Consider the following 24,046-nt stretch of genomic DNA (forward strand, 5'->3'; position numbering starts at 1 on the left):
GATTACATGAGCAAATGAATACATGAGCCGGAGAGGGATGGCTGATGTCGGATGTGTGATGTCTGATTTGTTTGCAGATCCGAGATTCGAGATAGGCAGATTTCCTGCTGCCCTCATGTAATCATGTATTCATGTACTCATGTAATCTGCCTTCAATCTGCTTGCATCTTTTTTGCAGTACATTCCGCCTATGACGAATTTCATCCCGATCTTCCCCCTGGGCATCGTGGTGTATCCGGGCGAGCGCCTCAACCTGCACATCTTCGAGCCGCGCTACAAGCAGCTTATTGCCGAGTGCTATGAAACAAAGCGTCCCTTCGGGATTCCCACCGTGATCAATAACGAGCTGCAGGACTTCGGCACGCTGGTGCAGATCAGCGAACTCAGCAAATTGTACGAGGGCGGCGAAATGGACATAAAGACCGAAGGGCAGCGCATCTTCCGCATCCTGGAAGTGATCCAGCAGGTGCCCGACAAACTGTACAGCGGCGCCATCGTCAACTACCCCGTTACATATGAAGATGCCAACCCCGAAACGATCCGCCGCCTTGTTGCCGGCGTGCGCGAGCTGCACAGGATGCTCAAAGTGACGAAAGACTTTAAGAAAGAAGACAGCGAGCTGCGCAGCTACGATATGGCGCACCACGTAGGCCTCACGCTTGAAGAAGAATACCGCCTGCTCAATTTCCTCGACGAGCGCCAGCGCCTTGAGTTCCTGAAGCAGCACATCACCCGGGTGGTGCCGCTCATTTCAGAGATGGAGAAACTGAAGGAAAAAATCAAAATGAACGGGCACTTCCGGAACATCGAGGGTTTTAACCTGAAATGAGCAGGGACAAAGAAGCCGTCATCAGCAAGGCCGTCATTGCGCGGCACGGAACGAAGTGTAGTGCTGAAGCAATCCCCTGCGGCCGGCCCTGCGTTTATTTGCGCTACCCGAGGCGGTGCCTGCCGTGGGTGATTGCTTCGTATGGCTTGGCCACGCTTTGCCTCCTCGCAATGACCTTCCCAGGGGTTGCTGCGTAGCGGGCTGAAAGCTGTATCTTGCCCCGCACTCAAAACTGACCGTGAACGGGAACCCTACATTCTGCCTCGATTTCGGAAATACCCGCCTGAAGCTGGCGCGCTTCGAGAACGACACCCTCCGTGAAGTGATCTTCCTGCGCGAGGACGCGCTGCAGCACCTGCGTGAGCTGCTGGAACAGTACCGGCCGGCGCGCAGCATCCTTTCATCAGTGGTGCACCACGACCCGGAGATCGAGGTCCTGCTCAGCGCGCACACGCGATTTCACAAGCTGTCCAATACCTCGCGGCTTGCCTTTACTATACCCGTAGGCAAGCCCGAAACCATGGGCGCCGACCGCCTGGCCGTTGCCGCCGCGGCCGTCGACCTGTTCCCGGGCGCGAATAACCTCGCCATCACGCTCGGAACCTGTATCACCTTCAACTTCATCAACACGAAGGGCGAGTTTCTGGGCGGCTCTATTTCCCCGGGTATGGAGATGCGCTTTCGCGCCATGCATGAATACACGGCCAAACTGCCATTGGTAAAAGGCGAATGGAATGTGCCCCTCATTGGCTACGACACCGCCACCAACCTGCAGAGCGGGGTGGTGCTGGGGATGGTGCACGAGATCGACGGCATCATTGACAGCTACGCCGCGCGTTTCGGGAACTTTAACGCCCTTTTAACCGGGGGCGACGGACCCGTTTTAACCCCCCATCTAAAAAACAGGATATTTGCAGACCCCGAACTTATTTTTAAAGGATTATATGCGATCAGCCGCGTCAACACTGACTTCTGAGAAAACCAAACATACTGCGCTCCGCCTGCTGGGTGCTTCCGCACTCGCGCTTACCTCGGTAGCCGCAGGCGCCCAGGGCAACTCGCCCTACTCGCGCTACGGCCTCGGCGACCAAATGTCGAACACCCATGTCATCAACCGCGGCATGGGCGGCATTTCCGCCGGCGATGCCGACAACGTGGATCCCACGGGGCAGTTCAACCGCAATTTCTACAGCCACATCAACTTCAGCAACCCGGCTTCTTACAGCACCTTCCTGGCGCCGCCGCAGCGCACCTCCGGCCAGAAGAAGGCCAAGGCCGGCTTCGGCCGTGTGCTTTTTGACGTAGGCGTGGCCATCGACAACCGCACCCTGCGCGCGCCGGGCGTTACCGACAAGTTCACATCTTCCGAGATCAACATTTCGTATATCCAGGTGGGTATTCCCATCAAAAAGGGCTGGGGCATGGTGTTCGGACTGCGTCCGCTCAGCCGCATCGGCTACCAGATCCAGGACAGTCGCCGGCTTCCGGGCATCGACTCGGTATTCACCGAATACCAGGGCTCGGGCGGCAGCTACCTTGCCTCCGTCGGCACCGGCGTAGCGATCGGCAACCTGAGCCTGGGTGTCAACTTCGGCTACCTGTTCGGCAACCGCGACATCTCCACCATCCGCGATTTCGAGAACGACACCGTTCTGTATTACCACGGCGTCTACCGCGAGCAGACCTCCTACGGAAAATTGTTCTTCAACGCCGGCGCACAGTACCTCGTTTCGCTCAACAAAGCAAAAGATCAGTATATCCGCTTCGGCGCCAGCGGCAACATCCGGCATAAGATGACCGCATCGCAGGACCGCACGGTAGGCACCTTCACCATCGACCCGACGAATCTGACCGACTCCGTGTTCAAGACCAAGGACAACAAAGGTGAGATCATTTATCCCTCTTCTTACACCGTTGGCTTCGTTGCCGGCGGCGGCATCAAGGGCGGTGGCTTCTGGCAGGGCGGTGTTGATGTAGTTCACAGCAACTGGGACGAATACCGCTTCTATGGTCAAACCGACGCGGTACAAAGCAATACCATCATTCGTGTTGGCGGGCAGCTGCTCCCGGCCCCGCTGAGCCGCTCGTTGTTTGGCCGCACCGCTTACCGCGCTGGCTTCGCCATCGGCAAGGACTATGTTACCGCCTCCGGTCGCCTGCCCTTCTGGAGCGCAACCGCCGGCATCGGCCTGCCGCTCGGCCACCGCAACAACATGGCGCGCAACCAGCAAACGATGCTCAACTTCGCGCTCGAATACCTGAACCGCGGCAACAACAACAACCTCCTGAAAGAAAATAATTTCCGCGTCTCCATCGGGCTTAACCTCAGTGACGCCTGGTTCCTGAAACGGAAATACGATTAATGAAGAAGCGCTCCGCAAGGGGCGCTTTTTTTTGCCGGAGAACGACGGGCCGGCTGCGCAAATCATAACAGATCTTATGAAATCTGCGTACCTACGCTCCGCGTCTTTACCGCATCTTTGCACCACTGCTTTGCGTATCGCGATCCTCATATCAGCCACACTCCTGCTTGCCGCCTGCGAGAACGACATGGCGCGCATCAACGACCTTAACAAAACGGTGCAGATGGTGGAAGAGGCAAAGGAGGTGACCACCCTGTTCAGCCAGAGCGGCAACCTCAAAGCAATCCTCAAAGCGCCGCTGATGCTGCGTTACCTGGGCGACTCCACCGTGATCGAGTTCCCGAAAAAGATGCATGTCGACTTCTACGACTCGCTGGGCAGGGTCGAAAGCTATCTCGATGCCCGCTATGCGCGCTATATCGAGAACCGCAGCAAGGTGTTGCTCCGCGATTCGGTGCAGGTGATCAACGTCAACGGCGACACGCTGCGCACCTCCGAAATGTGGTGGGACCAGAACGCGGCCATCTTTTATACCGACTCCACCGTGCGCATTACCCAGCGCGACAAGCGCATCCGCGGCGGCCGGGGCATGGTGGCAAAGCAGGACCTCACCGACGTACTCATTAAATACCCTACCGGGACGGTGCTTGTCGGCACCGATGTGCTGCCGGAATAAACGAGCAGGGTGCCGTGGTTTTGAGGCTCTGAGGTTTTAAGATTGGTTCAACCCGCGTGGCCCATTCCTATTTTTGAACCGCGCCAACCGATCTACGGTTGCACAACTCCAGAACCTCAAAACCTCAGAACCCTAAAACCTTTTTCATGGAATACCGCAGAATGGGCCGCACGGGCCTGCAGCTGAGCGCGCTGTCCTACGGCAGCTGGGTCACCTTTCACAAGCAGGTAGACGACAGCCTCGCCGACGAGCTGATGGGCCTCGCTTATGATGCCGGCGTCAACTTTTTTGATAACGCCGAAGTATATGCGGGAGGAGAAAGCGAAAAACTGATGGGACGCGTACTGCAGAAAAAGAGATGGGACCGCACCTCCTACACCGTTTCTTCCAAGGCTTTCTTCGGCTGGCGCGGAAAAGAAAACAAACCCAACCAGCATGGCCTTTCGCGCAAGCACCTTACCGAAGCCTGCCATGAAGCATTGCAGCGCCTTCAAATGGATTACCTCGACCTGTACTTCTGCCATCGCCCCGACAAAAACGTACCCATCGAGGAAGTGGTGCAGACGATGAACACGCTCATCCAGCAAGGCAAGATCCTGTACTGGGGCACCTCGGAGTGGAGCGGCACCGAGATCATGGAAGCGCACCGCGTGGCCGCCGATTACCGACTCATCGGGCCTTCGGTGGAACAGCCGCAGTACAACCTGCTGGAGCGCGAAAAGGTGGAGAAAGACTATTACAACATCTTCCGCACCGTGGGCATGGGCACCACCATCTGGAGCCCGCTGGCCTCGGGGCTGCTCACCGGCAAATACAACGAAGGCATTCCCGAAGACAGCCGCCTCGCCCTCGAAGGTTTCGACTGGCTGCGCGACAAGCTGATCGCCGATGAAAAGCTTGCCAAAGTGAAGCGCCTCGGCACGCTGGCGCAGGAGCTCGGCGTTCAGCAATCAACGCTCGCCATCGCCTGGACGCTGAAGAATCCCAACGTCACCACCGCCATCCTCGGCGCCACCAAACGCAACCAGCTGGAAGAAAACCTAAAGGCACTCGAAGTGCTCCCGCTGCTCACACCTGAAGTGCTCCAACGCATCGAAGACATCATGGAAACGAAGCCGAAGCTGCCGGATTTCTAAGGCGGAAAAGGGAAAGAAGGTTCGGAACCGCTAAGAAAAGAAGTTGAATAAGCGATTCGCTAAGGAATACGATTGAAAAGGTCCCCGCAAGCGGGACCTTTTATTTGACTGCTGTTATCTAACCAACCTCAAAACCTCAGAACCATAGAACCTCAGAACCTTTCTTAGCGTATCAACTTCTTTGCTTTTTCTCTTTGCGGTGAAAAACTCTTCTTTACCTTTCTCTCATGACTTTCCAAAACAAAACGGTATTCATCACCGGCGGATCGCGCGGCATCGGCAAGGCCATTGCCCTGCGCCTCGCCCGCGAAGGAGCCAACGTAGCCATCGCCGCGAAGACAGCCGAAGCACACCCGAAGCTGGAAGGCACCATCCATACCGCGGCGGCGGAGATAGCGGCTGCGGGCGGCAAGGCACTTGCCCTGCAGGCCGATATCCGCTTCGAAGACCAGATCAATGCGGCGGTGCAGCAGGCAGCGGATCACTTTGGCGGTATCGATATTTTGGTGAACAATGCCAGCGCCATCAACCTGGTGCCCACCGAAACCCTCGAAGCAAAGCGCTTCGACCTCATGCACGGCATCAATGTGCGCGGCACGCTGCTGGTATCGAAGGCCTGCATTCCTTACCTCAAAAAAGGTAGCAACCCGCATATTCTCAACCTCTCCCCGCCGCTCGACCTCGACCCGCGCTGGTTTGGTCCGCACCTCGCTTATACGCTGAGCAAATACGGCATGAGCATGATCGCGCTCGGGCTGGCCGAGGAGCTGAAGCCGCAGGGCATTGCGGCCAACGCCCTCTGGCCGCGTACCACCATCGCCACAGCAGCCGTACAGAACCTGCTCGGCGGCGACTACCTCGTGCAGCGCAGCCGCACACCCGACATCGTGGCCGAAGCGGCCTTCGCCATTCTTTCGCGAAACTCAAAGGAATGCACCGGCAACTTCTTCATCGATGAAGAAGTGCTGCAGCAGGAAGGCATCACCGACTTTTCGAAGTACGCGGTGAACCCGGAGAACGAGTTGCAGAAGGATTTGTTTATCGCTTGAACATGTGAGGAAGCCGGAGAGAAGGAACGCTGATTCCGCATGCGGAATACGCAGATTGGTTATGATCTATACGGATTTTGGTACCAATATCCGTGTGCATCATAACCAATCATAAGAAATCCGCGTTCTTTCTCTCCGCTTCTAAATCACTTTGTAATTCTTGTAGGTAAACGGCCGCCAGCCGGTCCACTTCTCCATGAAGTTCTTGAACTTGTCTTTCTTTCGCAGCCAGTTGCGCGACATATCCCACTCGAACTTCCAGTCCATCTTCGCAATGCGCTCCTGCATCACGGCGGGGTGACGGCCTTCAAAGCGGGCCAGCGAGTTGACCAGCGAAAAAGCATAGCCCTCGGGCACCACCACATTGTCGACATCCGAAACATTATCGATCGTGCCTTCGGCACCGTGGTTGATGATGTCCTTCACATTGAACTTGGCCTTCATCACCTTCGGATCCTGCACCCAGCCATAGTGATGCACATAAGCGTCCACCGGCTTCACGCGCAGCTTCTGGTTGTTGCCCTTCCGAAATCCCTGTGCGTCTTTATACGAATAAAAATCCGGTCGCTTGCGCAGCACGCGGATCTCGTGGCGATACCAATGACCTTCGGCACCCACGTAGTTGTAGGAACCAAAGAAGTGCCGGTACCTGAGCAGGAGCCCGTCCACACGCTTGTTATCCAGCCAGCGGGTCATCGCGGCGCGCAGGTTGTCGTAGCCATCTTCGTGGAGCACTTCGTCGCCCTGGATATAGATGCACCAGTCGGCATCGGCGGGAATCGCGGCATAAGCCTTGTCGGTTTCCACGGCCAGCACGCGTCCGCCTTCTTTCAGGGTATCGTCCCACTCGGTGTCAATGATGCGCACTTTGGGGCTGATGGCCGCCACCAGCTCGCGGGTATTATCCGTAGAGCGGCCCACGGCCACCACCACCTCGTCGCAGAGCGGCAGGATAGAGCGGATCGCTTCCACGATCGGGTATTGAAACGTGGCCGCGTTGCGGATGAAGGAAAAGCCGACGACTTTCATGAACTACAGTTAGGCGTTCGTTTCATTTTCTTCTGCAGGCACGTCATCCGACTTCTCGGGGCGCATCTGCGGGAAGAGCAGCACATCCTGGATCGATACGTTGCCGGTGAGCAGCATGCAGAGGCGGTCGATGCCGATGCCGATGCCCGCCGTGGGCGGCATGCCGTATTCGAGGGCGCGCAGGAAGTCGTAGTCGATGAACATCGCCTCGTCGTCGCCGCGCTCCATCAGCTTCACCTGGTCTTCGAAGCGCTCCCGCTGGTCGATGGGATCGTTGAGCTCGGAGTAGGCATTGGCGATCTCCTTGCCGTTGATCATCAGCTCGAATCGCTCCACGAGGCCCGGCTTGCTGCGGTGCTTCTTGGTAAGCGGGCTCATCTCCACCGGGTAATCGGTGATGAAGATGGGCTGGATATAATGATGCTCGCAACGCTCGCCGAAGATGGTGTCGATCAGCTTGCCTTTGCCCATCGAAGGGGCCACTTCCAGTCCGAGCTTGCCGCATACTTCGCGGAGGCCGGCCTCATCCATCTCGCTTACATCGAAGCCGGTGTGCTCCTTGATGGCTTCATAGATCGGTACGCGCTTGAAGGGTGCCTTGAACGATATCGTTTTGCCGCCGATGATGCTTTCATCGGTTCCGTTGACGGCGATGCAGGTGCGCTCGAGCAGCTGCTCGGTCACGTTCATCATCCAGAAATAATCTTTATAGGCCGTGTACCATTCAAGGATGGTAAACTCGGGGTTGTGCGTGCGGTCCATGCCTTCGTTGCGGAAGTTGCGGCTGAACTCATATACCCAGTCGAAGCCGCCTACGATGAGGCGCTTCAGGTAAAGCTCGTTGGCGATACGCAGGTAAAAAGGCACATCGAGCGCATTGTGATGCGTGATGAAGGGGCGCGCCGCCGCACCGCCGGGGATCGACTGCAGCACCGGCGTATCCACTTCGAGGGCGCCGTGCTCGTTGAGAAACTCGCGGATGGCGTTGATCATCTTCGTGCGCTTCACGAAGGTTTCTTTTACCAGCGGGTTTACCACCAGGTCGGCGTAGCGCTGGCGGTATTTGAATTCGGGATCGGTAACAGCGTCGAAGGTCTGTCCTTCGGCCACCTTCACCACCGGCAGCGGGCGCAGCGATTTGCCCAGGAAGGTGAGCTCCTGCACGTGCACGGAGATCTCGCCCATCTTGGTGCGGAATACAAAGCCTTTGATGCCGATGAAGTCACCGAGGTCGATGAGCTTCTTCCACACGTTGTCGTACAGCATGGTGTCGCCGTCGGTGGCGATGTCGTCGCGGCGCACATACACCTGGATGCGGCCCTGGCTGTCCTGCAGCTCGGCGAAGGCAGCCTTGCCCATGTCGCGCACGCTCATTACGCGGCCGGCGAGGCAAACGGCGGCGAAGTCGTCTTTGTTATCGTCGTTAAATACGGCTTTGATCTCCTGCGAATAGTGACTCACGGGATAGAGGGCTGCGGGATAAGGCTCGATGCCGAGACGCTGGAGTTCGGCCAGCTTCTCGCGGCGGATCAGCTCCTGCTCGGAAAGGTGTTGTGTGCTCATGTTCCTGGAAAAAGTGCGGCAAAGGTACGATCGTGAATCGTCTCCCGAAGCTTCGGGGTATGAATCGTGAATGCAACCCTTGCCGCCAGGCAGTTTACAGCGCGATCCGAAGGTGCATCGCGGCAAAGGAATGGCGTGCGGCGGGATAGGGCAGCAGGGCGGCTTCAGGGGCGAGCACCACGCGCGCAAGGCGCCGGTTGCGGCCGCTGGCCACGAAAAGGGGAATGCTTCCGGCTACGAGTGCGAGCCCGCCGACGGTCAGCCCCACACCGGTGCGCTCGCGTGCTTTGCGGCGCATCCGCTGCGCTTCGGTCTCCACCTGGTAGATGTCGCGGTAATCGGGCTTGAGCATGAACACGCCGATGAGCGAGAGCGTGAGCCCGCTGCCGAGGGAGCTCAGGGCAACCACCTTCTGGCGCCGCGACTTACGGAGGTACCAGTCGGGCGAATACGGCTCGGTCACACCGGGCGGCTCCGGCCGCCTTTGGGCAAAAGCGCCGGTAGCAGGCAGCAGCGGGAACAGCAGGGTGACAAATGCCTTGCACATACGCATGAGCGCCAAGATACTACAGGTAATTAAATGTGTTGCGCAACCGCAAACGCGACTGTGGCCTTCTTTTTGAAAGTACGCCGTCAAAATAGAGCCCCATGTATCGATATATTTTGCTGCTCAGTCTTGCTGCACTGCCGTTCACCTCCTGCGACACCATTAAGAACCTGCCCGGCGCGGGCACCTATGCCCCCATTACCGAGGCGGAAGCCGCCGAAGGCATCCGCCAGGCCCTCGACCAGGGCGTAAGCCGCGGCATCAGCACGCTCAATGCGCGCGATGGCTTCTTCGGCAATGCCGCGTACAAGATCCTGATGCCGCCGGGCGCCCAGCGTATTGAAACAACGCTCCGCGACCTGGGGATGGGCTCGATGGTCGACCGGGCCATCCTGCAGGTGAACCGCGCCGCCGAACAGGCCGTAGTGCAGGCCCGTCCCATCTTTGTGGACGCGCTTCGCCAGATGACCATCACCGATGCCCTCAACATCGTGCGCGGCGGCCGCAATTCCGCTACGCAGTATTTCCGGGACAAAACCACCGCCGCACTCATCACGGCCTTTACGCCCATCATCCGCAGCACCCTCGACCAGGTGAACGCCACGAAATATTACGACGAGGTGATCGGCATCTACAACGGCTTTCCCACCACGCAGCAGAAGCTCAACCCCGACCTCGTTTCCTATGTAGCCGGCAAGGCCGTCGACGCACTCTTTGACCAGGTGGCACAGGAAGAAGCCAATATCCGCGCCAACGCCGCCGCCCGTACGACGGATGTGCTGAAGCGGGTGTTTGGGGCTGCCGCCAATAACCGCGGCTAAGCCGATATAATGAACACGGAACAGGGAATCAGGAACACGGAACCGCAGAACCTTAGAACCCCGGAACCTTAAAGCCCTTCTTATCGTCCTGCCTTCCTAATTTTAGGCATGACCTTTACCAACCCGCCCATCGACCTTGCCGCCCTGCCACCGGTAGCCGGGCTCGGGCTGCAGGCGCCCGAGCCCGGCTACCGGCGCCTCCTGCGGCTGGAGTGGCGCCTCACGGCGCTCTTCGCCTTTGCAGCGGCAGCCGCGTTGTTTTACTTTATTCCTTCCTGGCGCGACCGCACCGCTATGTTTGTTACCGGCGGCGTACTGGGCCTGCTGCTGTTGTGCTGGTACCTTGCCATCGAGCTTGGCTGGCCCTGGCGCGGCTATGCGCTGCGTAGCCACGACATCGCTTACCGCTCCGGCTGGATCTTCCGACGCCTGCAGGTATGTCCCTTCAACCGCATCCAGAACTGCAGCCTGAGCCGCGGTCCGCTCGACCGCCGCTATGGCGTGGCCACCCTCGCGCTCTATACCGCCGGCAGCGACAGCGCCGATATGAAACTGCACGGCCTTCCCGTAGAAACCGCTGAAAGCATCCGCGAATTCCTGCTCAACCGCATCCATGGAAACCACGACAACACCGTCCCCGGCACCGCTGATTGACTGGTCGCGGCCGCAACGCCAGCCCTGGGCCGGCTTCGCCATCACGCTGCTGCACTCGCTGAAGATCGTGCTGCGCATGGTGTGGCCGGTGATCCTCCTGCGCGTCTTCAAAACCGACAAGGAAGAAGTGGGACGAAAGGGCTGGGGCCTCATCGCCTTTGTGCTCGTCATCGTTGCGCTGACCATCATCATCAGTTTTGTGCAACGCTACTTCTTCCGGTTTTTCATTGCGGGCGGCGAGCTGCAGGTGCGCAAAGGCTGGTTGAAAAAAGAAGTGATTTCCATCCCGCTGGAGCGCATCCAGTCGGTTGAGATCGAAGAAGACCTCATGCACCGCGCCCTCAACCTGGTGAAGCTGCGCATCAATACCGCCGGCTCTTCCAAAACCGAAGCCACCATCGATGCGCTGCGCCGTCCCATGGCGGAGGCTTTGCGGGACGCCCTGCTGCTTGATCGTAGTTCTACGGATCAACAACCGGAGACGGGAGCAACAGGGGAAACGGCGCCGCGCCGGCGCGTGGCGCTGCAGCTTTCGGGTTACGACCTGCTGCGGCTGGCGCTCACCGCCAACCACCTCGAGGCCTTTGTGCTGCTGCTCATCTTCGGCTGGGGTCTTTACGACGACCTGCGCCCCATTGCCGAACGCATCTTTCCGGGCCGCGCCGAGCTTGCGGCCGCGGGATTTAAGGCACTGCTCCTTCTCGGTATCGTGGTGCTGATCGTCACCTTCGTATACTCCGGGCTGCGGACGGCGCTGCGTTTTTATGATTACCGCGTGCTGCAGGACGACAAAGGCTTCAGCCTGCGTTATGGCCTCATCGACCGGCGGCAGCGCGTAGTGCCTTTTGAAAAGATCCAGTACCTACAGTGGCGCGCCAACTGGATGCGCCGCCTCTTCGGGCTTTGGCTGCTGGAACTGGGCGCCGTGGGCGAAGAAGAACTGAAACGAAAGCAGAAGATGGAGATCCCGCTCACCGGGCCGGCGCAGGTGGCACCACTGGCGGCGCTCTACCACCCGGTGCCCGATGTTGCAGCAACGGAAGTCCTCCGCATCCACCCAGTGTATCCCTTCCGGCGCCTGCTGCTGGTGGGCCTGTTGCCGCTGCTGGTGCTGCTGCCCGCCACCTGGGCTGCGGGCGAGGAAAAAGCGCTGCTCCTGTTGCTGTGGCCCGCCTTTACGTTCCTGATGTCGACGCTGCGGCAACGCAAGTTCCGGCTCTGGATGTTCGGCGACGTGCTCTACCTCCGCGGCGGCCTGCTGGGCGAATCGTTTACATTGTTGAAATGGTACAAGGTGCAGTCGGCACACATCGTGCAAAGCCCGTATCAAAGAAGCCATGAACTCGCCTCCGTAGAACTACATACCGCGGCCGGCAAGATCAAGGTGCCGTGGATACCGCTGGCGGAAGCGCAGGGGATCGTGGATTATGCCTTGTATAAAGTTGAATGTGAAGAGCGGGTGTGGATGTAAGCGCCCCTACTTGCAAACCAGCACGCCCAGCTGCACATCCAGGTCGAGTTGCTGGCTGCCCATCGTCATCGGCGCCCATGAACCTGTCGGCGTCTTAAAATACATCCCTGTCGCTCCGACCGGGTGCGCCGCAAACGAGTAGCCGTATAACTCCGTTATGGCCTGCGGCGGTGGCGGCCCGTCGAAGGGGACCTTCCAGCGGTACTCTTCGCCCGACACGATCAGCTCGAACACAACGAACAAGCCCTCTTCCGGTACCGGGATGCGAAACGACTCGAGCGGCGTTTCAAACCAGCCGAACTTTTTGCCGGAAACGCGGATGTCATCGTACACGAGCTCCTCGCCCGGACACCCTTCCGCATCGCGGGCGTAGAAGCGCAGGCGAACCGGCGTATTGGGGTAACCGCGGTAGCGCTTGTTGGCGTCAAAGCAAGTTTTAATACCCCAGCCCAGGGTTTGGATGGTGCCGGGCCGGCCTGATGGATTTTTCACCCACACGGCCATCTGCGCGCCGGTAAGCCATTGTATATAGCAGATCGTTTTCGACTGCTTCAGGGCTCCGGCCTGGTCGAGAAACAACGGCAGCGCCGGCTTGCAGCCCTTCACCACTACCTCCGGCATCGTCTTCTGAACAAGCGCTATCCTATTGCGATCACCTACATGCAAACGAGCAGGACGAAATCCAACAAAGCTGAAATCGAGCACTGCACTTCGCAGGCTGTCCGGCAGTGTTGCGCGGCCCAGCGAGTCGGTCATTAGCACCCAGTTCTTTTCAACGCTGGCAATGGTTGCATACGGAAGCCCGCGGCCGGAGGCGCTGTCGACCACATGAAGCACCTGTTGTGCGGAGCTGAAAAGCGGCAGGAGAAGAAAAAGCAGTAGGCGCATTGACTGAGGCATTTAGCTTGATCAGGTGTTGCCAGCGATGTTATCTTAATTAGCACATACTCGTACCTCGAGCCCTACCGCCGGAACCATGCGCGGCCGGTTTGCCCAGGGCATCGCCGGATCGGAAGGTTAATAGCGCACCGGTGCGGCCAGAGTCGTTCGCCACATAAAAATGCAGGCGGATAGGGGCATCGGTGTGTTGATTGCGGTGAATACCCTCTACGAAGAAAGTTAACGACTGAAGCCACGCGCTTTTACCCGTGCTGTTGGGAACATAGGTTTTCCAAAGAATTCCAAAAACGTTCGCGTACAAACCGAGGTAGTAATTCCAACGGGCTTTTGTCACACCCAGATTTGCATTTTTCCAATCCGTGCAATTCGGAACCACTACCTCCGGCAACGACTTCCATGCCTGAACACTGTCGGCATTTTGTGCAGCGGCAATAAGTCCTGTTGCACTGAACATAATTATGAAAAGCAGTTGGCGCATATTTCAATTGACAGAATTCAGTCGACGCAATAGCGAACATCGAGACCAACCGCCGGTCCATCGCCCAGGCGGGCGAGCTGCGGCGACCAGCCCCCCCCAAAAGTCATGCTGGGTGCCGCGCGGCATCGCTTCGAACACAAAAGCACAGTGCTTGTTCAGATGTTTCCGGCCTTCCCAGCCTTTTAACCGCATCCCGCGCACAGGCGCGTACCACCACCTCGGGCAGCACGCGCGGTGACAAAGCAACGGCAGCCGCTCCGCGCACGGTGATCTTTCGCGCATCATAGCCGACAAAGCTGGCCTGCAACGTCTTTCCCATCAGGCTGTCGGGAACCGCAACAACGCCGGCGGAGTCGCTGACGCGGCCCCAGGCACCATCTGTTGTGCCGACCGAGGCATAAGGCAGCCCGCGCCCGCTGGCGCTGTCCACAATACGAATGTTCACTTGGGTGAATGCACAAAGGGGCACGCATAAAAACAGGAAGAGGAATCGCATAAAGGAGTATACCGGAAGATACTTCGAAATAGCATCCCTCCTACTCGCGGCAAAACCGCACGCTCAGCCCGAGGGCCGGCTCGGGCGGCAACACCGGGCGCATGCCGGGCTTCTGCAGGTCCTGCGCCCGCTCGCGGAGCACCGGCGCCGCATCGAAGCGAAAACCATAAAGCTTGTCGGTCCACGCACCGCCGGCACCACTATCTCCTTTCACCTCGTAGCGAAACTGCGGCCCGGCATCCGGCACCTCGATCCCGATGATCAGGCCCTCGGCAGGCATCGGGATGCGGTAGGCCGTGAGGTCGACGTTGATGCGGCCCGTGCGGCCCGGCACCACGCGCACGGCTTCACCGGTAAGCGGGATGCCATTGCGGCTCGTATCGGAAGGAAGAAAGAAGTGCAGGGCCACCGGCGCATCGGTGTGCTGCCGCGGCTCCTGGCGGTCTACATAAAACGTGAGTGACTCAATCCAGCCGTTGCGGCCCGTAGGATTACTGATAAAGACATGAAAACGCATCCCGAACTGCCCGTCCGGGATGCCGATTGAGGGGCCGGCGGGACGGCGCGTCACACCCAGCTCCATCGGCCGCCAGGCCGCGCAGTTGGCCACCACCACCTCCGGCAGCGCCGCCGCGGGCTGGGCAGCCACGCTGGTTACAATCAGGAAGAAAAGGATCGTACTCAAAAAGCGCATGGGCTCATCAGGCCTCGAGCGTCAGCAGCACCTGCCAGGCTTCGGCCACCTTACCCGCATCCAACAACCGGGCCGCATAGCTGTGCACCTCGCGCTCCATATCGGCCGGGTTGAGCGAATAGTATTGCACGATCTGCTTCAGGTGGGCGTCGTCGAAGGCGGGCTCCACCACGGGCGACTCATGCACGTTGGCCAGCATGCCGAGGTGGTTGCCGCTCAGGTAACGGCTACCGCGGATGGCTTCGGGCAGGGCGTCGATGCCGATGCCCAGCTTCGTGTTGGGCTTGGGCACGGTAAAGAGGCTCTCCGGCGTTACGCGGCTGTACCAGTCGCCGCCAAGGCGCGCCACCAGGTCGAGGCCCTTCTGGTCGATCTTCTTATCGGCGTCCAGCAGGCTGTCGTCGATGTGGACGACGAGCACCTCGCAGATCACGAGCTGCCCCGCGCCGCCTTCTTCGCCGAGCGACTTCACCTCCAGCACGCGGCACTCCAGCTTGGCCTTCGCTTCCTTCACCATCGGCGGGCGTACCACCGTGGCTGCTTCCTTGGTCAGGCCGGCCTTGATGAATTCGTCGGTACCCTTGGGATACTCGCAGCTGGAGAGCGAGGTCTGCTGCACGATATCATAGGTAACCATGTTGATCACCACCTCGGGCACGGCCAGCACGTTTTCGAGCGTGTGCTTGATGGTATTGTCGCGCACGCGCCGCGAGGGCGAAAAGATGACGATGGGCGGCTGCGAGGAAAACAGGTTGAAGAACGAGAAGGGGCTCAGGTTGGGATTCCCGTCGGCGTCGATGGTGGAGGCGAAGCAGATCGGGCGCGGCGCCACGATGTGCTGCAGGTAATACTGCTTTTCAGAAGCCTTCAGTGTGCTCAGATCGAAGATCATGCGGCAAAGAAAGGAAAAGACCGGGAGCCGCAGTTCATCCTGCAATGCGGCCGTTTGGTTCGAAAGGCAACTGCATTGCGCGCCCGCTGGCTTACTTTAGTCTTCACAAAAAGAACAACCATGAAACGACTGCTCTTCTTCTGCCTCGCGCTGCTGGCCATGACCGCCCTGCGCGCACAAACAACCCTCGAAGGAAAAGGCCCCGTTACGCGCCGTGAGGTGCCGGTGAGCGCCTTCACCACGCTCGATGCCGGCGGCATGTACGAGCTGCGTCTTTCCAGCGGCAGCAAAGAAAGCGTTACCATCGAAACCTACGAAAACCTGCAGGACCTTTTCGAGGTAAAGCAGGAAGGCAGCAAGCTGAGCATCCGGATGAAAAAACGCGAGGGCGGCCTCAACTTCCGCTCCAAGACGACGATGGTCGTATATGTAACCGTTCGCCAGCTCGACAAGCTCGACCTGAGCCTGATGGGCGCGGTGCGCACCGAGGGCACCATCACGCAAAAAGAACTGAAGGTATTCAACAAGAGCATGGGCGAGGTACGCCTCAGCCTGGCGCTGGAGCACTTTGAGCTGATCAACGAAGGCATGGGCCGCGTGGTGCTCGAAGGCAGCGCCGCCGATGCCGGCATCCGCAACAAAGGCATGGGCGAGCTGCAGGCCGGCGAGTTCAGGGTGGGATCGCTCACCCTGTCGAACAAAGGCATGGGCAGGGCCGTGGTGAACGCGGAGAAGGAGCTCATTTACAAAGACAATATGATGGGCAAGATGGAAAACCGCGGCGGAGCGCGCTTTGTTACCAAGCTGAACTGATTAGACTACTCATCGGATCAAAAGGACGCCTTCGGGCGTCTTTTTTCGTTTATGGGAGCCGATTGCCGTTGACACCCGCGACGAGGCCTTGCCGGCATCACATGCGCAGGGCGAGATCCTGATGCTGCGCATCAGGATGACAGGAAACCGGGAGGATTCAACGGGCGGCCCGTGTAATATTTCCTACCCGGGGGGCAGCACCCCGGGCCGCCCTGTTGGTTAATCCAGGCCCTTTGTCATCCTGATCGCCTGCGATCAGGATCTGATCCTACTGCCATCACGCAGATCATTGCCGCCCAAACCCACGGCAGGCCACTCATCACAGAAAAAACAAAAGACTGTAACAACCGGACGCCTCCCCCGTTATACGAAAAAATTCGTCTAACTTAAATTAAACCACGACCATCATGAAAAAACTCCTCCTGGCCGCCGGCCTCCTGGTAACCGCGGGTGCGGTATCTGCCCAGAATGAATCCCCAACCGGCAACGGAAACGTTGTTACCCGCGAGGTGCCGGTTAGCTCCTTCGACGAGATCCGCTCCGGTGGCATCTACCAGCTCCAGCTGTCGCAGGGTACGAAAGAGTCGGTGACCATCGAAGCGGATGAAAACCTGCAGCAATATTTCAGTGTGAAGAACAACGGCTCGAAACTCGTGATCGAGATGACCAGGAAGGACAACTTCAGCATCCGCAAAAGCACCAGGATGGTGGTGCACGTTACATTCCGCAACCTCAAGTCGATGGACCTGCAAATGGTCGGCAACGTTCGCTCGGCTGCGCCGCTTACCTTTTCCGATCTCCGCATCCGGAACAGCTCGGTGGGTGCCGTTGACCTGAAGCTGACAGCGAACACCCTCAAGCTTGATAACAGCGCGGTGGGCGCCGTTTCCCTCAGCGGTAAGGCCGACCGTGCCGTCATCAATTCCAACGCCGTCGGCGCCATCCACGCCGGCGACTTCGTGGTGCAAACCCTCACCATCGACAACGACGGCGTAGGCTCCGCCGAAGTGAATGCGGAGAAAGAGATCAATGTAAAAGATTCGTTCCTCGGGAAAGTGAAGAACCTGGGTGCGGCGAAAATGAAAAAGAAAGAAACAATTTAATGCGGTAATGTGATAATGCGGTAATGCGGTAAATAGAGACCTGCCGACTACCAAAGCGAAGGCCGCTCCAATGGAGCGGCCTTCGCTTATTATCACATGATCACATTACCGGATTACCGCATTCATCATACGTTTTTCTTCAGCTTCAAAATGCTCCACTCGGTTTCTTCGGGCACCATCTGGTTTTCAAGCGATCCGAGCGCGTCGATCTTCATCACCACTTCATCGTTGGGTTGCAGCCACTGCTCTTTATAGTTGGGATCGTTCAGCTTGCCGGTGCCATTCAGTTCGAGGAAGCAGCCGGTGCCCACGGTGCCCGAGCCGATGACATCGCCGGGGTAGAGGTCAACGCCATAGGAGGCGCGCTCGATGATCTCGGCGAAGGTCCAGTCCATGTCGCCGAGGTTGCCTTCGCTCACGGGCACGCCGTTGACGGTACAGGTCATTTTCAGGTTCCAGCTTTTGCCCACGTGGCCTTGCTTGGGCGGCACCTCGTATTGCTCCAGCTCGTCGAGCGTTACCAGCCAGGGGCCGATGGTGGTGGCGAAGTCCTTACCCTTGGCCGGGCCGAGGTTGAGCAGCATCTCTTCCATCTGCAGGCGGCGCGCGCTGAGGTCGTTCATGATCATGAGGCCACCGATGTATTCGTCGGCATGCTCCGCGGGAATGTTGCGCCCGTGCTTGCAGATGACGATGGCCGCCTCCAGCTCGAAGTCGAGCCGCTCGAAGTGGTCGGGCATGCAGCGCACCGGGCCGGGGCCGTACACCGCGTGGTGGTTGGTCATGTAAAAGATGGGGTATTGGTCAAACTCGGCGATCATATCCACCTTGCGGTTGCGGCGCGCCGCGGCCACGTGCTGGCGAAAGGCGTAGCCGTCGCGGCAGGAGGTGGGATGCGGCACGGGCGCCAGCAGCTGCACCCCGTCGATGGCAACGCCTTTGTTGGCGGCGATGCGGCCTTCTTCCACCAGTTTGACGCCGGCCTGTGCCACGGGCAGCACATCGTCCCAGTACTGGAGAAACATGCTCATGGTGCCGGGCAGGTCGGGGTGCAGCAGCTCCATATCATAGAGCTTGCCGTTCACGAGTGCGGCAAGCTGGTCCTGTTCGTCTTTGAGGTAGGAAACGAGTTTCATGAATTTGCGGGTTGTGCGGCGAAGATAGGCGCTCAGGGCTTCGGCTTCGCTCCCCTGTCGGCTTCGGCTTCGCTCAGCCTGACAGGGCACTTTGTCACGCTGAGCCTGTCGAAGCGTGTCATCCTGAGCGGAGCCGAAGGATGGCCCCCGGCTGGCAGCCCTGCCGCCGTTAGCCTGACGGGTCGGGGACCCTGAACCGCCCCGCTTAGGCGGGGCGGGCTCTGCGGCGGGTGCACTCCATCCGCGCAAGACCCCACCCCCTGCCCCTCCCCAAAGGGGGAGGGGAGTGAGACCCCACCCCCTTTGGGAAAGAAAACGACAACGCCTAAACGATAGCGAACATGCTCCAGAAGAGAGCGAACAACGCCTGGAAGACAGCGAACATCGGCTGAACGACACCGAACAACGCCTGAATAGCAGCCGACAATGCCCGGATGACAGCTGACATTATCCAGACGGCACCGAACAATGCCCGGACGACAGCCGACAATGCCTGGATGACAGCGGACAATGCCTGAATGGCAGCCGACAATGGCTAAACGGGAGCGGACATCGTCTGGACGATTTGCAAAATCACCGAACCAGGTGTTTGTTTTTCAACGGGTTGCGCGTAGAAAAACGTGTTTTTACGCTAACGCCCACCCCTTTCGGGAGTGAGAAGGGACAAAGCGCCGCGTAGCGGCGCCACCTGTTAACCCTGGGCTTCAGCCCGGGGTGACGAAGCATGCGCGCTCCCCTCTCCCTCCGGTAGAGGGGCCGGGGGTGAGGGACCAAAGGCGAGGACGCTCCCGCCAACGGCGGTTCAGGGTCCCCGACCCGCATACTAATGGCTCCACGGGGGCCACCCGGGGGCATCATCCGCCGGCTTCAACAGGTAGTAACCGCACTTTAACGTCTACCCGGTAACTACAAAATGCAAACGCGTAAATTTGCCCCGGAAATACCGTGTAGTATGAAATTCGAAAAGATCCACAATAAAGGGCAGGCCCAGCTGTTCAGCAACCCCGCGCTGGAAATGCTTACCAAGGCCAACCCGCTCGTTATCTGGGGCATGTACCTGCCCGTTATCATCGGCTTTCCCATCTGGGCCGGCGGCGCCTTCGGACTCAGCGCGGCCCGCGTGCTGACGATCTTCCTCGCCGGCTCCTTCTTCTGGACCTTCTTCGAATACATCGCCCACCGCTTTATCTTCCACGCCGTAGCCGAAAGCGAGCGCGCCCGCCGCGTGGTGTACGTGATGCACGGCAACCACCACCACTTCCCGCGCGACAAGCAGCGGCTCTTCATGCCGCCCGTGCCCAGCATCATCCTGGCCTCGGCCATCTTCGGGCTGCAGTACCTCGCCCTTGGCAAGTATACCTTCGTTTTCTTCCCCGGCTTTATGATCGGCTACCTCATGTACGGCACCATGCACTACGCGATCCATGCCTGGAACCCGCCCTTCAAGTGGATGAAGCCCCTGTGGCGCAACCACCACCTCCATCACTATAAAGATGAAGGCAAGGGTTACGGCGTTTCCACCACCATCTGGGACCGCGTTTTCGGCACCATGTTCGACCTGAGGAAAGAGAAGGAAGACAAGGAGAAAGTGAAGGAACTGATGTTTCAGAAATAATGCGGTAATGCGGTAATGTGATAAATGTAGTCTGCGCCTGCAGACTATTTTATTCTACAGGCACTGCACTTACCCGTTGCCGAAAGCTTTCCTGGTTCCACCCTCTATTACCGCATTATCACATTACCACATTATCACATTAACTCCCGTGGGTCACAAAAAATTAGTCCGCTTCGCCGAAATAGAAACCTTTCCCAACGTGCTGCAATACCCCGAGGGGATAGCGGGCAAGTGGAAGGAGTTCTTTAAGAACGACAACCCCATCACGCTCGAGCTCGCCTGCGGCAAGGGCGAGTATACGCTCGGCCTCGCGCGGATGTACCCGCAACGCAACTTCCTGGGCATCGACCTGAAGGGCAACCGCATCTGGGCCGGCGCCAGGAAAGCACTGGCCGAAGGCCTCGGCAACGCCGCCTTCCTGCGCATCCTTATCGATGGTATTGAAAAATTCTTCGCACCGGGTGAGGTAGACGAGATCTGGATCACCTTCCCCGACCCGCAGCTGCGCACCGGCAAGGCCAAGAAGCGCCTTACCCACCCGCGCTTCCTCCGCCGCTACCAGCAGCTGCTGAAGCCGGGTGGCCGCATCCACCTCAAGACCGACAGCCCCAACCTGTATGGCTTCACCATGAAGGTGTGCGAAATGTACGGCTGCACCGTGCTGGAGCATTCCGACAATGTATACGCACAGCCGGAGATAAAGGACGAGCTGAAGATCAAGACCTATTACGAGTCGCTCGACATTGCCGGCGCCGCCCGCGTGCACTACGTTTGTTTTACCCTACCGCAAACCATCCCCGGCACGGAGCTCGACGCGCGCCTGCAGGAAGAACTGAAAGAAAATGAACAACCCGCTGGTTGAGGGCGAAGACTACTACTGGAACGAGCAGGGCTATGTAGTGCTTACCGAGAAGCACCACCTCGCCCGCGGTTATTGCTGCGGCATGGGCTGCAAGCACTGTCCCTACGACTGGGAGGCGGTGCCCGAGCCGCGGCGCAGCGCGCTGCTGGAAGAGAAAGGCCGCTGATTTTTTATGATCTGTTAGGATGAACCCAGATTTTGGTACCAACATCCGCGAAAATCATAAGCGATCTGCGCATCCCGCACGCGGGATCAGCGTTCTTTCTCTCCCGTCTTTCGTACATTTCCACTTATGAAAAAGCCGCCGCTGAAAACGGTCACGCCCTCGGGGCGTAGCGACAAGGAATCGTTTTTCGAGCTCGTGTACGATGTGGTGCGCCAGGTCCCGAAGGGGCGCGTTACCTCTTATGGCGCCATCGCCGCGGCGCTCGGCACCAAAGGCTCGGCGCGGATGGTGGGCTGGGCCATGAATAACTGCCACGCCCTGGTGCCGCCCGTGCCCGCCCACCGCGTGGTGAACCGGCTTGGGCTGCTCAGCGGCAAGATGCACTTCGGCGAACCCGACCGGATGGAAAAACTCCTCAAGAAAGAAGGCGTGAAGGTGGTGGACGACCGGGTGCAGGACTTCGACAGGAAGTTCTGGGACCCGGCGACGGAGTTAAGTTTATGAAGGGAAAGAAGAGTCTTTCACCGCAAAGAAAAGAAGCTGAAAAAGCGTTTCGCTAGGGAATACAATTGAAAGGTCCCGCCTGCGGCGGGACTTTTTATTTTGATTGCTGATCTCCCGTGCTTGGATTTAAACAAACCTCAGAACCTTAGAACCCAAAACCCAAGAACCTTACTTAGCGTATCAACTTCTTTTCTTATTCTCTTAGCGGTGAAAGACTCTTCTTTCCCTTCTAATTCTTAACCTAGATCAATGTTGCAACACCATTAATCGCCCGACATTTGTGTCAACAAACCGAACACAAATGAAAAAGATCCTGTTCTCTTCCGCCCTCGTCCTGCTCGGCGCCGGCGCTTTTGCCCAGAGCAAAACCTGGACTGTTGATGCCTCCCACTCCAATGTCCGCTTTACCGTCACCCACATGGTGATCTCCGACGTGGAAGGTGCCTTCCGCAAGTTCAACGGCAGCCTCGTTTCGGCCAAGCCCGACTTTACCGACGCCGCCATCAACTTCGCCGTTGACATCAACAGCATCGACACCGATAACGACAGCCGCGACAAGCACCTCAAATCCGATGACTTCTTCAATGGTGAGAAGTACCCCAACATGACCTTCAAAAGCACCTCGTTCCGTAAGCTCTCGGGCAACAAGTACGAGCTGAAGGGTAACCTCACGATCCGCGACATCACCAGGCCGGCAACCTTTGCCGTCACTTACGGTGGCACCGCCAAAGATCCCTGGGGCAATACGAAAGCCGGCTTCAAGGCCAGTACCTCCATCAACCGCTTCGACTACGGCCTGAAGTGGAACACGCTTACCGAAGCCGGTGGTGCCATGGTTGGTAAGGATGTAGCCATCGACCTGAAGCTCGAGTTCGCCCAGGCGAAGTAATTCTGAAATCTCCAATCTCAGGATCCCGGATCTACGGTAACCTGGGACGTAAAGGCAATCGGTTTGTGTGTGCTGTCGCCCGGCAACGGGGGCAGTTACCCAGCCGATTGCCTTTGCATTTTTACGGGCTTTGATTTTAGCGCTGCGGGCAATTCTTCTCGAGGTAATTGTCTATGTAATCCTTGTATTTGTTGAGCACTTCGAAGTTGGAGCCGGCGCTTGCCAGTGCAGCCTTGTAGGTTTCGAGCGCCGTTGCCAGCTGCTTTAACTGGAAATCGACATCATCACGGAGCTTTTCGAAATCCTCGATCTTCTGGATGTTTTCGTAAAAGTGAATATAACCTCCCACGATCGGGACAAGTTCGAGCAACTCGTTCTTTGCATTCTGAACCATTGCCTTCTCGAAGTCTTCCTGCGACGCAACGTCGATCATGTCGTTCACTTTGTTGTTGAACTTATCCACGCGGTAAGCCACTTTGCCCACCTTGCCCAGTTGAACGGCCGTGCGCGCGAGCGTTCCGGAAGGCACGAAGTCCACCACCAGGTCGCGGACCGTTTTCAGGTGCAACCGGATCTGCGCCCAATTGGAGCGTGCGTTCTTACTATCCTCCAAAAGCTCGATCCGCAGCTTTTCGATATCGGCAACCAGCTCCGCTTTCAACTGATACTTTGAACGCGCCTTGTCCCACTGCTCAAAAAGCCGCTCGTCGCGGTAGGCAACCATCTGTGCACAGTCGCCGGCCGCCCGCGCTGGCTTCGCGGGCGACAGGACTTCCGGCTCCTTTGCCACCACCGGCTTTTTGATGACAACCGGCTGTGCGGACAGCTTTTTATTTCCGGACGCCGGCTTGCCGGCGGCGATGGCGAGCAAGCGCACGCTGACGCTGCTCACCATCGACGTAAAATTGCCCGGGTAGGTGCGGATGCGGCCGCAGTCGCCGCCATCCACCCGCAGGTACTGGAGCGACTCGGCCTGGCGCGGCGCCAGCATATAATCGATCCGGCGCTCGGCCGTGAGCCCGCATACAGAAGTGACATATGCCTGGAAGGAAACCGTCACTTTCTCGTCGCTCATATTGGCGACGGCAAACACCACTTCTTCTCCGCCGTTCTGCCCGCGGGTGTAGGCCTGGGCCAGCACGCGCGCATCGCCGGCGTCGAGGCGCCAGCGCAATTCGCCGTCACTGTAGGTCTGGGCCCGGGCCGTAGAAACAACAAGCAGCAGCAGGGCGGGAAGAACACGCGTCATGCGGGTAGCAGCAGCTTTCATGAAAACAAGTTAACTGATTTTCGGCAGCCGTGCTACCGGTGCAAGGGCTGCCGCGGGGGCAAAACCTTTCGAAACCTAAAACGGTTCTCT

The 24,046-nt window shown here is 58.4% G+C and carries 26 protein-coding genes; 16 read left to right on the top strand and 10 right to left on the bottom strand.

Annotated elements, in window-relative coordinates; all coding sequences use genetic code 11:
* Positions 1–190 precede the first annotated feature (190 nt).
* From EPD60_RS06760 to EPD60_RS06785, 6 genes are all read left to right on the top strand, one after another.
* Complete coding sequence (locus EPD60_RS06760; RefSeq protein WP_131448160.1) at positions 191–829, top strand: LON peptidase substrate-binding domain-containing protein; 639 nt, start codon at positions 191–193, stop codon at positions 827–829.
* Positions 830–1,067: 238 nt separating this feature from the next.
* On the top strand, positions 1,068–1,805 hold the full coding sequence (locus EPD60_RS06765; RefSeq protein ID WP_131448161.1) for a type III pantothenate kinase: 738 nt from the start codon (positions 1,068–1,070) through the stop codon (positions 1,803–1,805).
* On the top strand, positions 1,774–3,192 hold the full coding sequence (locus tag EPD60_RS06770; protein WP_131448163.1) for a hypothetical protein: 1,419 nt from the start codon (positions 1,774–1,776) through the stop codon (positions 3,190–3,192). The genes EPD60_RS06765 and EPD60_RS06770 overlap by 32 nt, the downstream gene beginning before the upstream one ends.
* Positions 3,193–3,322: 130 nt before the next feature.
* On the top strand, positions 3,323–3,868 hold the full coding sequence (gene lptC, locus EPD60_RS06775; protein WP_165871447.1) for an LPS export ABC transporter periplasmic protein LptC: 546 nt from the start codon (positions 3,323–3,325) through the stop codon (positions 3,866–3,868).
* A gap of 146 nt (positions 3,869–4,014) precedes the next feature.
* Positions 4,015–5,004 carry a potassium channel beta subunit family protein gene (locus tag EPD60_RS06780; RefSeq protein WP_131448167.1) on the top strand — a complete coding sequence of 330 codons (990 nt, stop codon included), beginning with the start codon at positions 4,015–4,017 and terminating at the stop codon, positions 5,002–5,004.
* Positions 5,005–5,231: 227 nt separating this feature from the next.
* A complete protein-coding gene (locus EPD60_RS06785; RefSeq protein WP_131448169.1) occupies positions 5,232–6,053 on the top strand; it encodes an SDR family oxidoreductase in 822 nt (273 codons plus the stop codon).
* Between the two features lie 141 nt (positions 6,054–6,194).
* Here the strand turns inward: EPD60_RS06785 and EPD60_RS06790 are convergent, their stop codons facing one another.
* The 3 genes from EPD60_RS06790 to EPD60_RS06800 all read right to left on the bottom strand — a co-directional run bounded on the left by EPD60_RS06790 (position 6,195) and on the right by EPD60_RS06800 (position 9,192).
* Complete coding sequence (locus EPD60_RS06790) at positions 6,195–7,082, bottom strand: glycosyltransferase family protein (protein ID WP_131448171.1); 888 nt, start codon at positions 7,080–7,082, stop codon at positions 6,195–6,197.
* A gap of 9 nt (positions 7,083–7,091) precedes the next feature.
* Complete coding sequence (lysS, locus tag EPD60_RS06795) at positions 7,092–8,645, bottom strand: lysine--tRNA ligase (protein ID WP_131448173.1); 1,554 nt, start codon at positions 8,643–8,645, stop codon at positions 7,092–7,094.
* A gap of 94 nt (positions 8,646–8,739) precedes the next feature.
* On the bottom strand, positions 8,740–9,192 hold the full coding sequence (locus EPD60_RS06800; protein WP_131448175.1) for a hypothetical protein: 453 nt from the start codon (positions 9,190–9,192) through the stop codon (positions 8,740–8,742).
* Positions 9,193–9,293: 101 nt separating this feature from the next.
* Between EPD60_RS06800 and EPD60_RS06805 the strand changes: the two genes are divergently transcribed.
* The 3 genes from EPD60_RS06805 to EPD60_RS06815 all read left to right on the top strand — a co-directional run bounded on the left by EPD60_RS06805 (position 9,294) and on the right by EPD60_RS06815 (position 12,138).
* Positions 9,294–10,013, top strand: a complete 720-nt coding sequence (locus EPD60_RS06805; RefSeq protein WP_131448177.1) for a DUF4197 domain-containing protein — start codon at positions 9,294–9,296, stop codon at positions 10,011–10,013.
* Positions 10,014–10,121: 108 nt separating this feature from the next.
* Complete coding sequence (locus tag EPD60_RS06810; RefSeq protein ID WP_131448179.1) at positions 10,122–10,667, top strand: PH domain-containing protein; 546 nt, start codon at positions 10,122–10,124, stop codon at positions 10,665–10,667.
* The gene (locus EPD60_RS06815) at positions 10,627–12,138 is read left to right on the top strand and encodes a PH domain-containing protein (protein WP_131448181.1); all 1,512 of its coding nucleotides are present in this window, start codon (positions 10,627–10,629) and stop codon (positions 12,136–12,138) included. Before EPD60_RS06810 ends, EPD60_RS06815 begins: the two co-directional genes overlap by 41 nt.
* A gap of 6 nt (positions 12,139–12,144) precedes the next feature.
* Here the strand turns inward: EPD60_RS06815 and EPD60_RS06820 are convergent, their stop codons facing one another.
* The 5 genes from EPD60_RS06820 to EPD60_RS06840 form a co-directional block, all read right to left on the bottom strand.
* Positions 12,145–13,026, bottom strand: a complete 882-nt coding sequence (locus EPD60_RS06820) for a peptidase associated/transthyretin-like domain-containing protein (RefSeq protein WP_131448183.1) — start codon at positions 13,024–13,026, stop codon at positions 12,145–12,147.
* 49 nt (positions 13,027–13,075) lie between these two features.
* Complete coding sequence (locus tag EPD60_RS06825; protein ID WP_131448185.1) at positions 13,076–13,516, bottom strand: hypothetical protein; 441 nt, start codon at positions 13,514–13,516, stop codon at positions 13,076–13,078.
* Positions 13,517–13,619: 103 nt separating this feature from the next.
* A complete protein-coding gene (locus tag EPD60_RS06830; protein WP_131448187.1) occupies positions 13,620–14,012 on the bottom strand; it encodes a peptidase associated/transthyretin-like domain-containing protein in 393 nt (130 codons plus the stop codon).
* A 40-nt stretch (positions 14,013–14,052) separates the two neighbouring features.
* A complete protein-coding gene (locus EPD60_RS06835; protein WP_131448189.1) occupies positions 14,053–14,697 on the bottom strand; it encodes a hypothetical protein in 645 nt (214 codons plus the stop codon).
* A 16-nt stretch (positions 14,698–14,713) separates the two neighbouring features.
* Positions 14,714–15,598, bottom strand: a complete 885-nt coding sequence (locus EPD60_RS06840) for a flavin reductase family protein (RefSeq protein ID WP_131448191.1) — start codon at positions 15,596–15,598, stop codon at positions 14,714–14,716.
* 120 nt (positions 15,599–15,718) lie between these two features.
* Here EPD60_RS06840 and EPD60_RS06845 point away from each other — a divergent pair, with 120 nt between their 5' ends.
* Both EPD60_RS06845 and EPD60_RS06850 read left to right on the top strand, forming a co-directional pair.
* Entirely contained in the window at positions 15,719–16,411 is a 693-nt protein-coding gene (locus EPD60_RS06845) for a GIN domain-containing protein (protein ID WP_131448193.1), read from the top strand.
* A gap of 407 nt (positions 16,412–16,818) precedes the next feature.
* Positions 16,819–17,514 carry a head GIN domain-containing protein gene (locus tag EPD60_RS06850; protein WP_131448195.1) on the top strand — a complete coding sequence of 232 codons (696 nt, stop codon included), beginning with the start codon at positions 16,819–16,821 and terminating at the stop codon, positions 17,512–17,514.
* Positions 17,515–17,639: 125 nt separating this feature from the next.
* Here the strand turns inward: EPD60_RS06850 and EPD60_RS06855 are convergent, their stop codons facing one another.
* Complete coding sequence (locus EPD60_RS06855; RefSeq protein ID WP_131448197.1) at positions 17,640–18,650, bottom strand: fumarylacetoacetate hydrolase family protein; 1,011 nt, start codon at positions 18,648–18,650, stop codon at positions 17,640–17,642.
* 952 nt (positions 18,651–19,602) lie between these two features.
* Here EPD60_RS06855 and EPD60_RS06860 point away from each other — a divergent pair.
* The 5 genes from EPD60_RS06860 (at position 19,603) to EPD60_RS06880 (ending at position 22,686) form a co-directional block, all read left to right on the top strand.
* Positions 19,603–20,265 (top strand): sterol desaturase family protein, encoded by a 663-nt coding sequence (locus EPD60_RS06860; protein ID WP_131448199.1) that lies wholly within the window; start codon positions 19,603–19,605, stop codon positions 20,263–20,265.
* Positions 20,266–20,413: 148 nt separating this feature from the next.
* Positions 20,414–21,127, top strand: coding sequence for a tRNA (guanosine(46)-N7)-methyltransferase TrmB (gene trmB, locus EPD60_RS06865; protein WP_131448201.1), 714 nt, complete (start codon positions 20,414–20,416; stop codon positions 21,125–21,127).
* On the top strand, positions 21,108–21,293 hold the full coding sequence (locus EPD60_RS06870) for a C1orf53 family protein (protein WP_131448203.1): 186 nt from the start codon (positions 21,108–21,110) through the stop codon (positions 21,291–21,293). Before trmB ends, EPD60_RS06870 begins: the two co-directional genes overlap by 20 nt.
* Before the next feature lie 126 nt (positions 21,294–21,419).
* A complete protein-coding gene (locus EPD60_RS06875) occupies positions 21,420–21,797 on the top strand; it encodes an MGMT family protein (protein WP_131448205.1) in 378 nt (125 codons plus the stop codon).
* 301 nt (positions 21,798–22,098) lie between these two features.
* Positions 22,099–22,686, top strand: a complete 588-nt coding sequence (locus EPD60_RS06880; RefSeq protein WP_131448207.1) for a YceI family protein — start codon at positions 22,099–22,101, stop codon at positions 22,684–22,686.
* A gap of 136 nt (positions 22,687–22,822) precedes the next feature.
* On the opposite strand, the gene EPD60_RS06885 is transcribed toward EPD60_RS06880, so the two are convergent.
* Positions 22,823–23,956, bottom strand: coding sequence for a hypothetical protein (locus tag EPD60_RS06885; protein WP_131448209.1), 1,134 nt, complete (start codon positions 23,954–23,956; stop codon positions 22,823–22,825).
* Positions 23,957–24,046: the final 90 nt, after the last annotated feature.

Origin of the sequence: Flaviaestuariibacter flavus (genome assembly GCF_004337505.1) — a bacterium.
GTDB classification, from domain to species: Bacteria; Bacteroidota; Bacteroidia; order Chitinophagales; family Chitinophagaceae; genus Flavisolibacter; species Flavisolibacter flavus.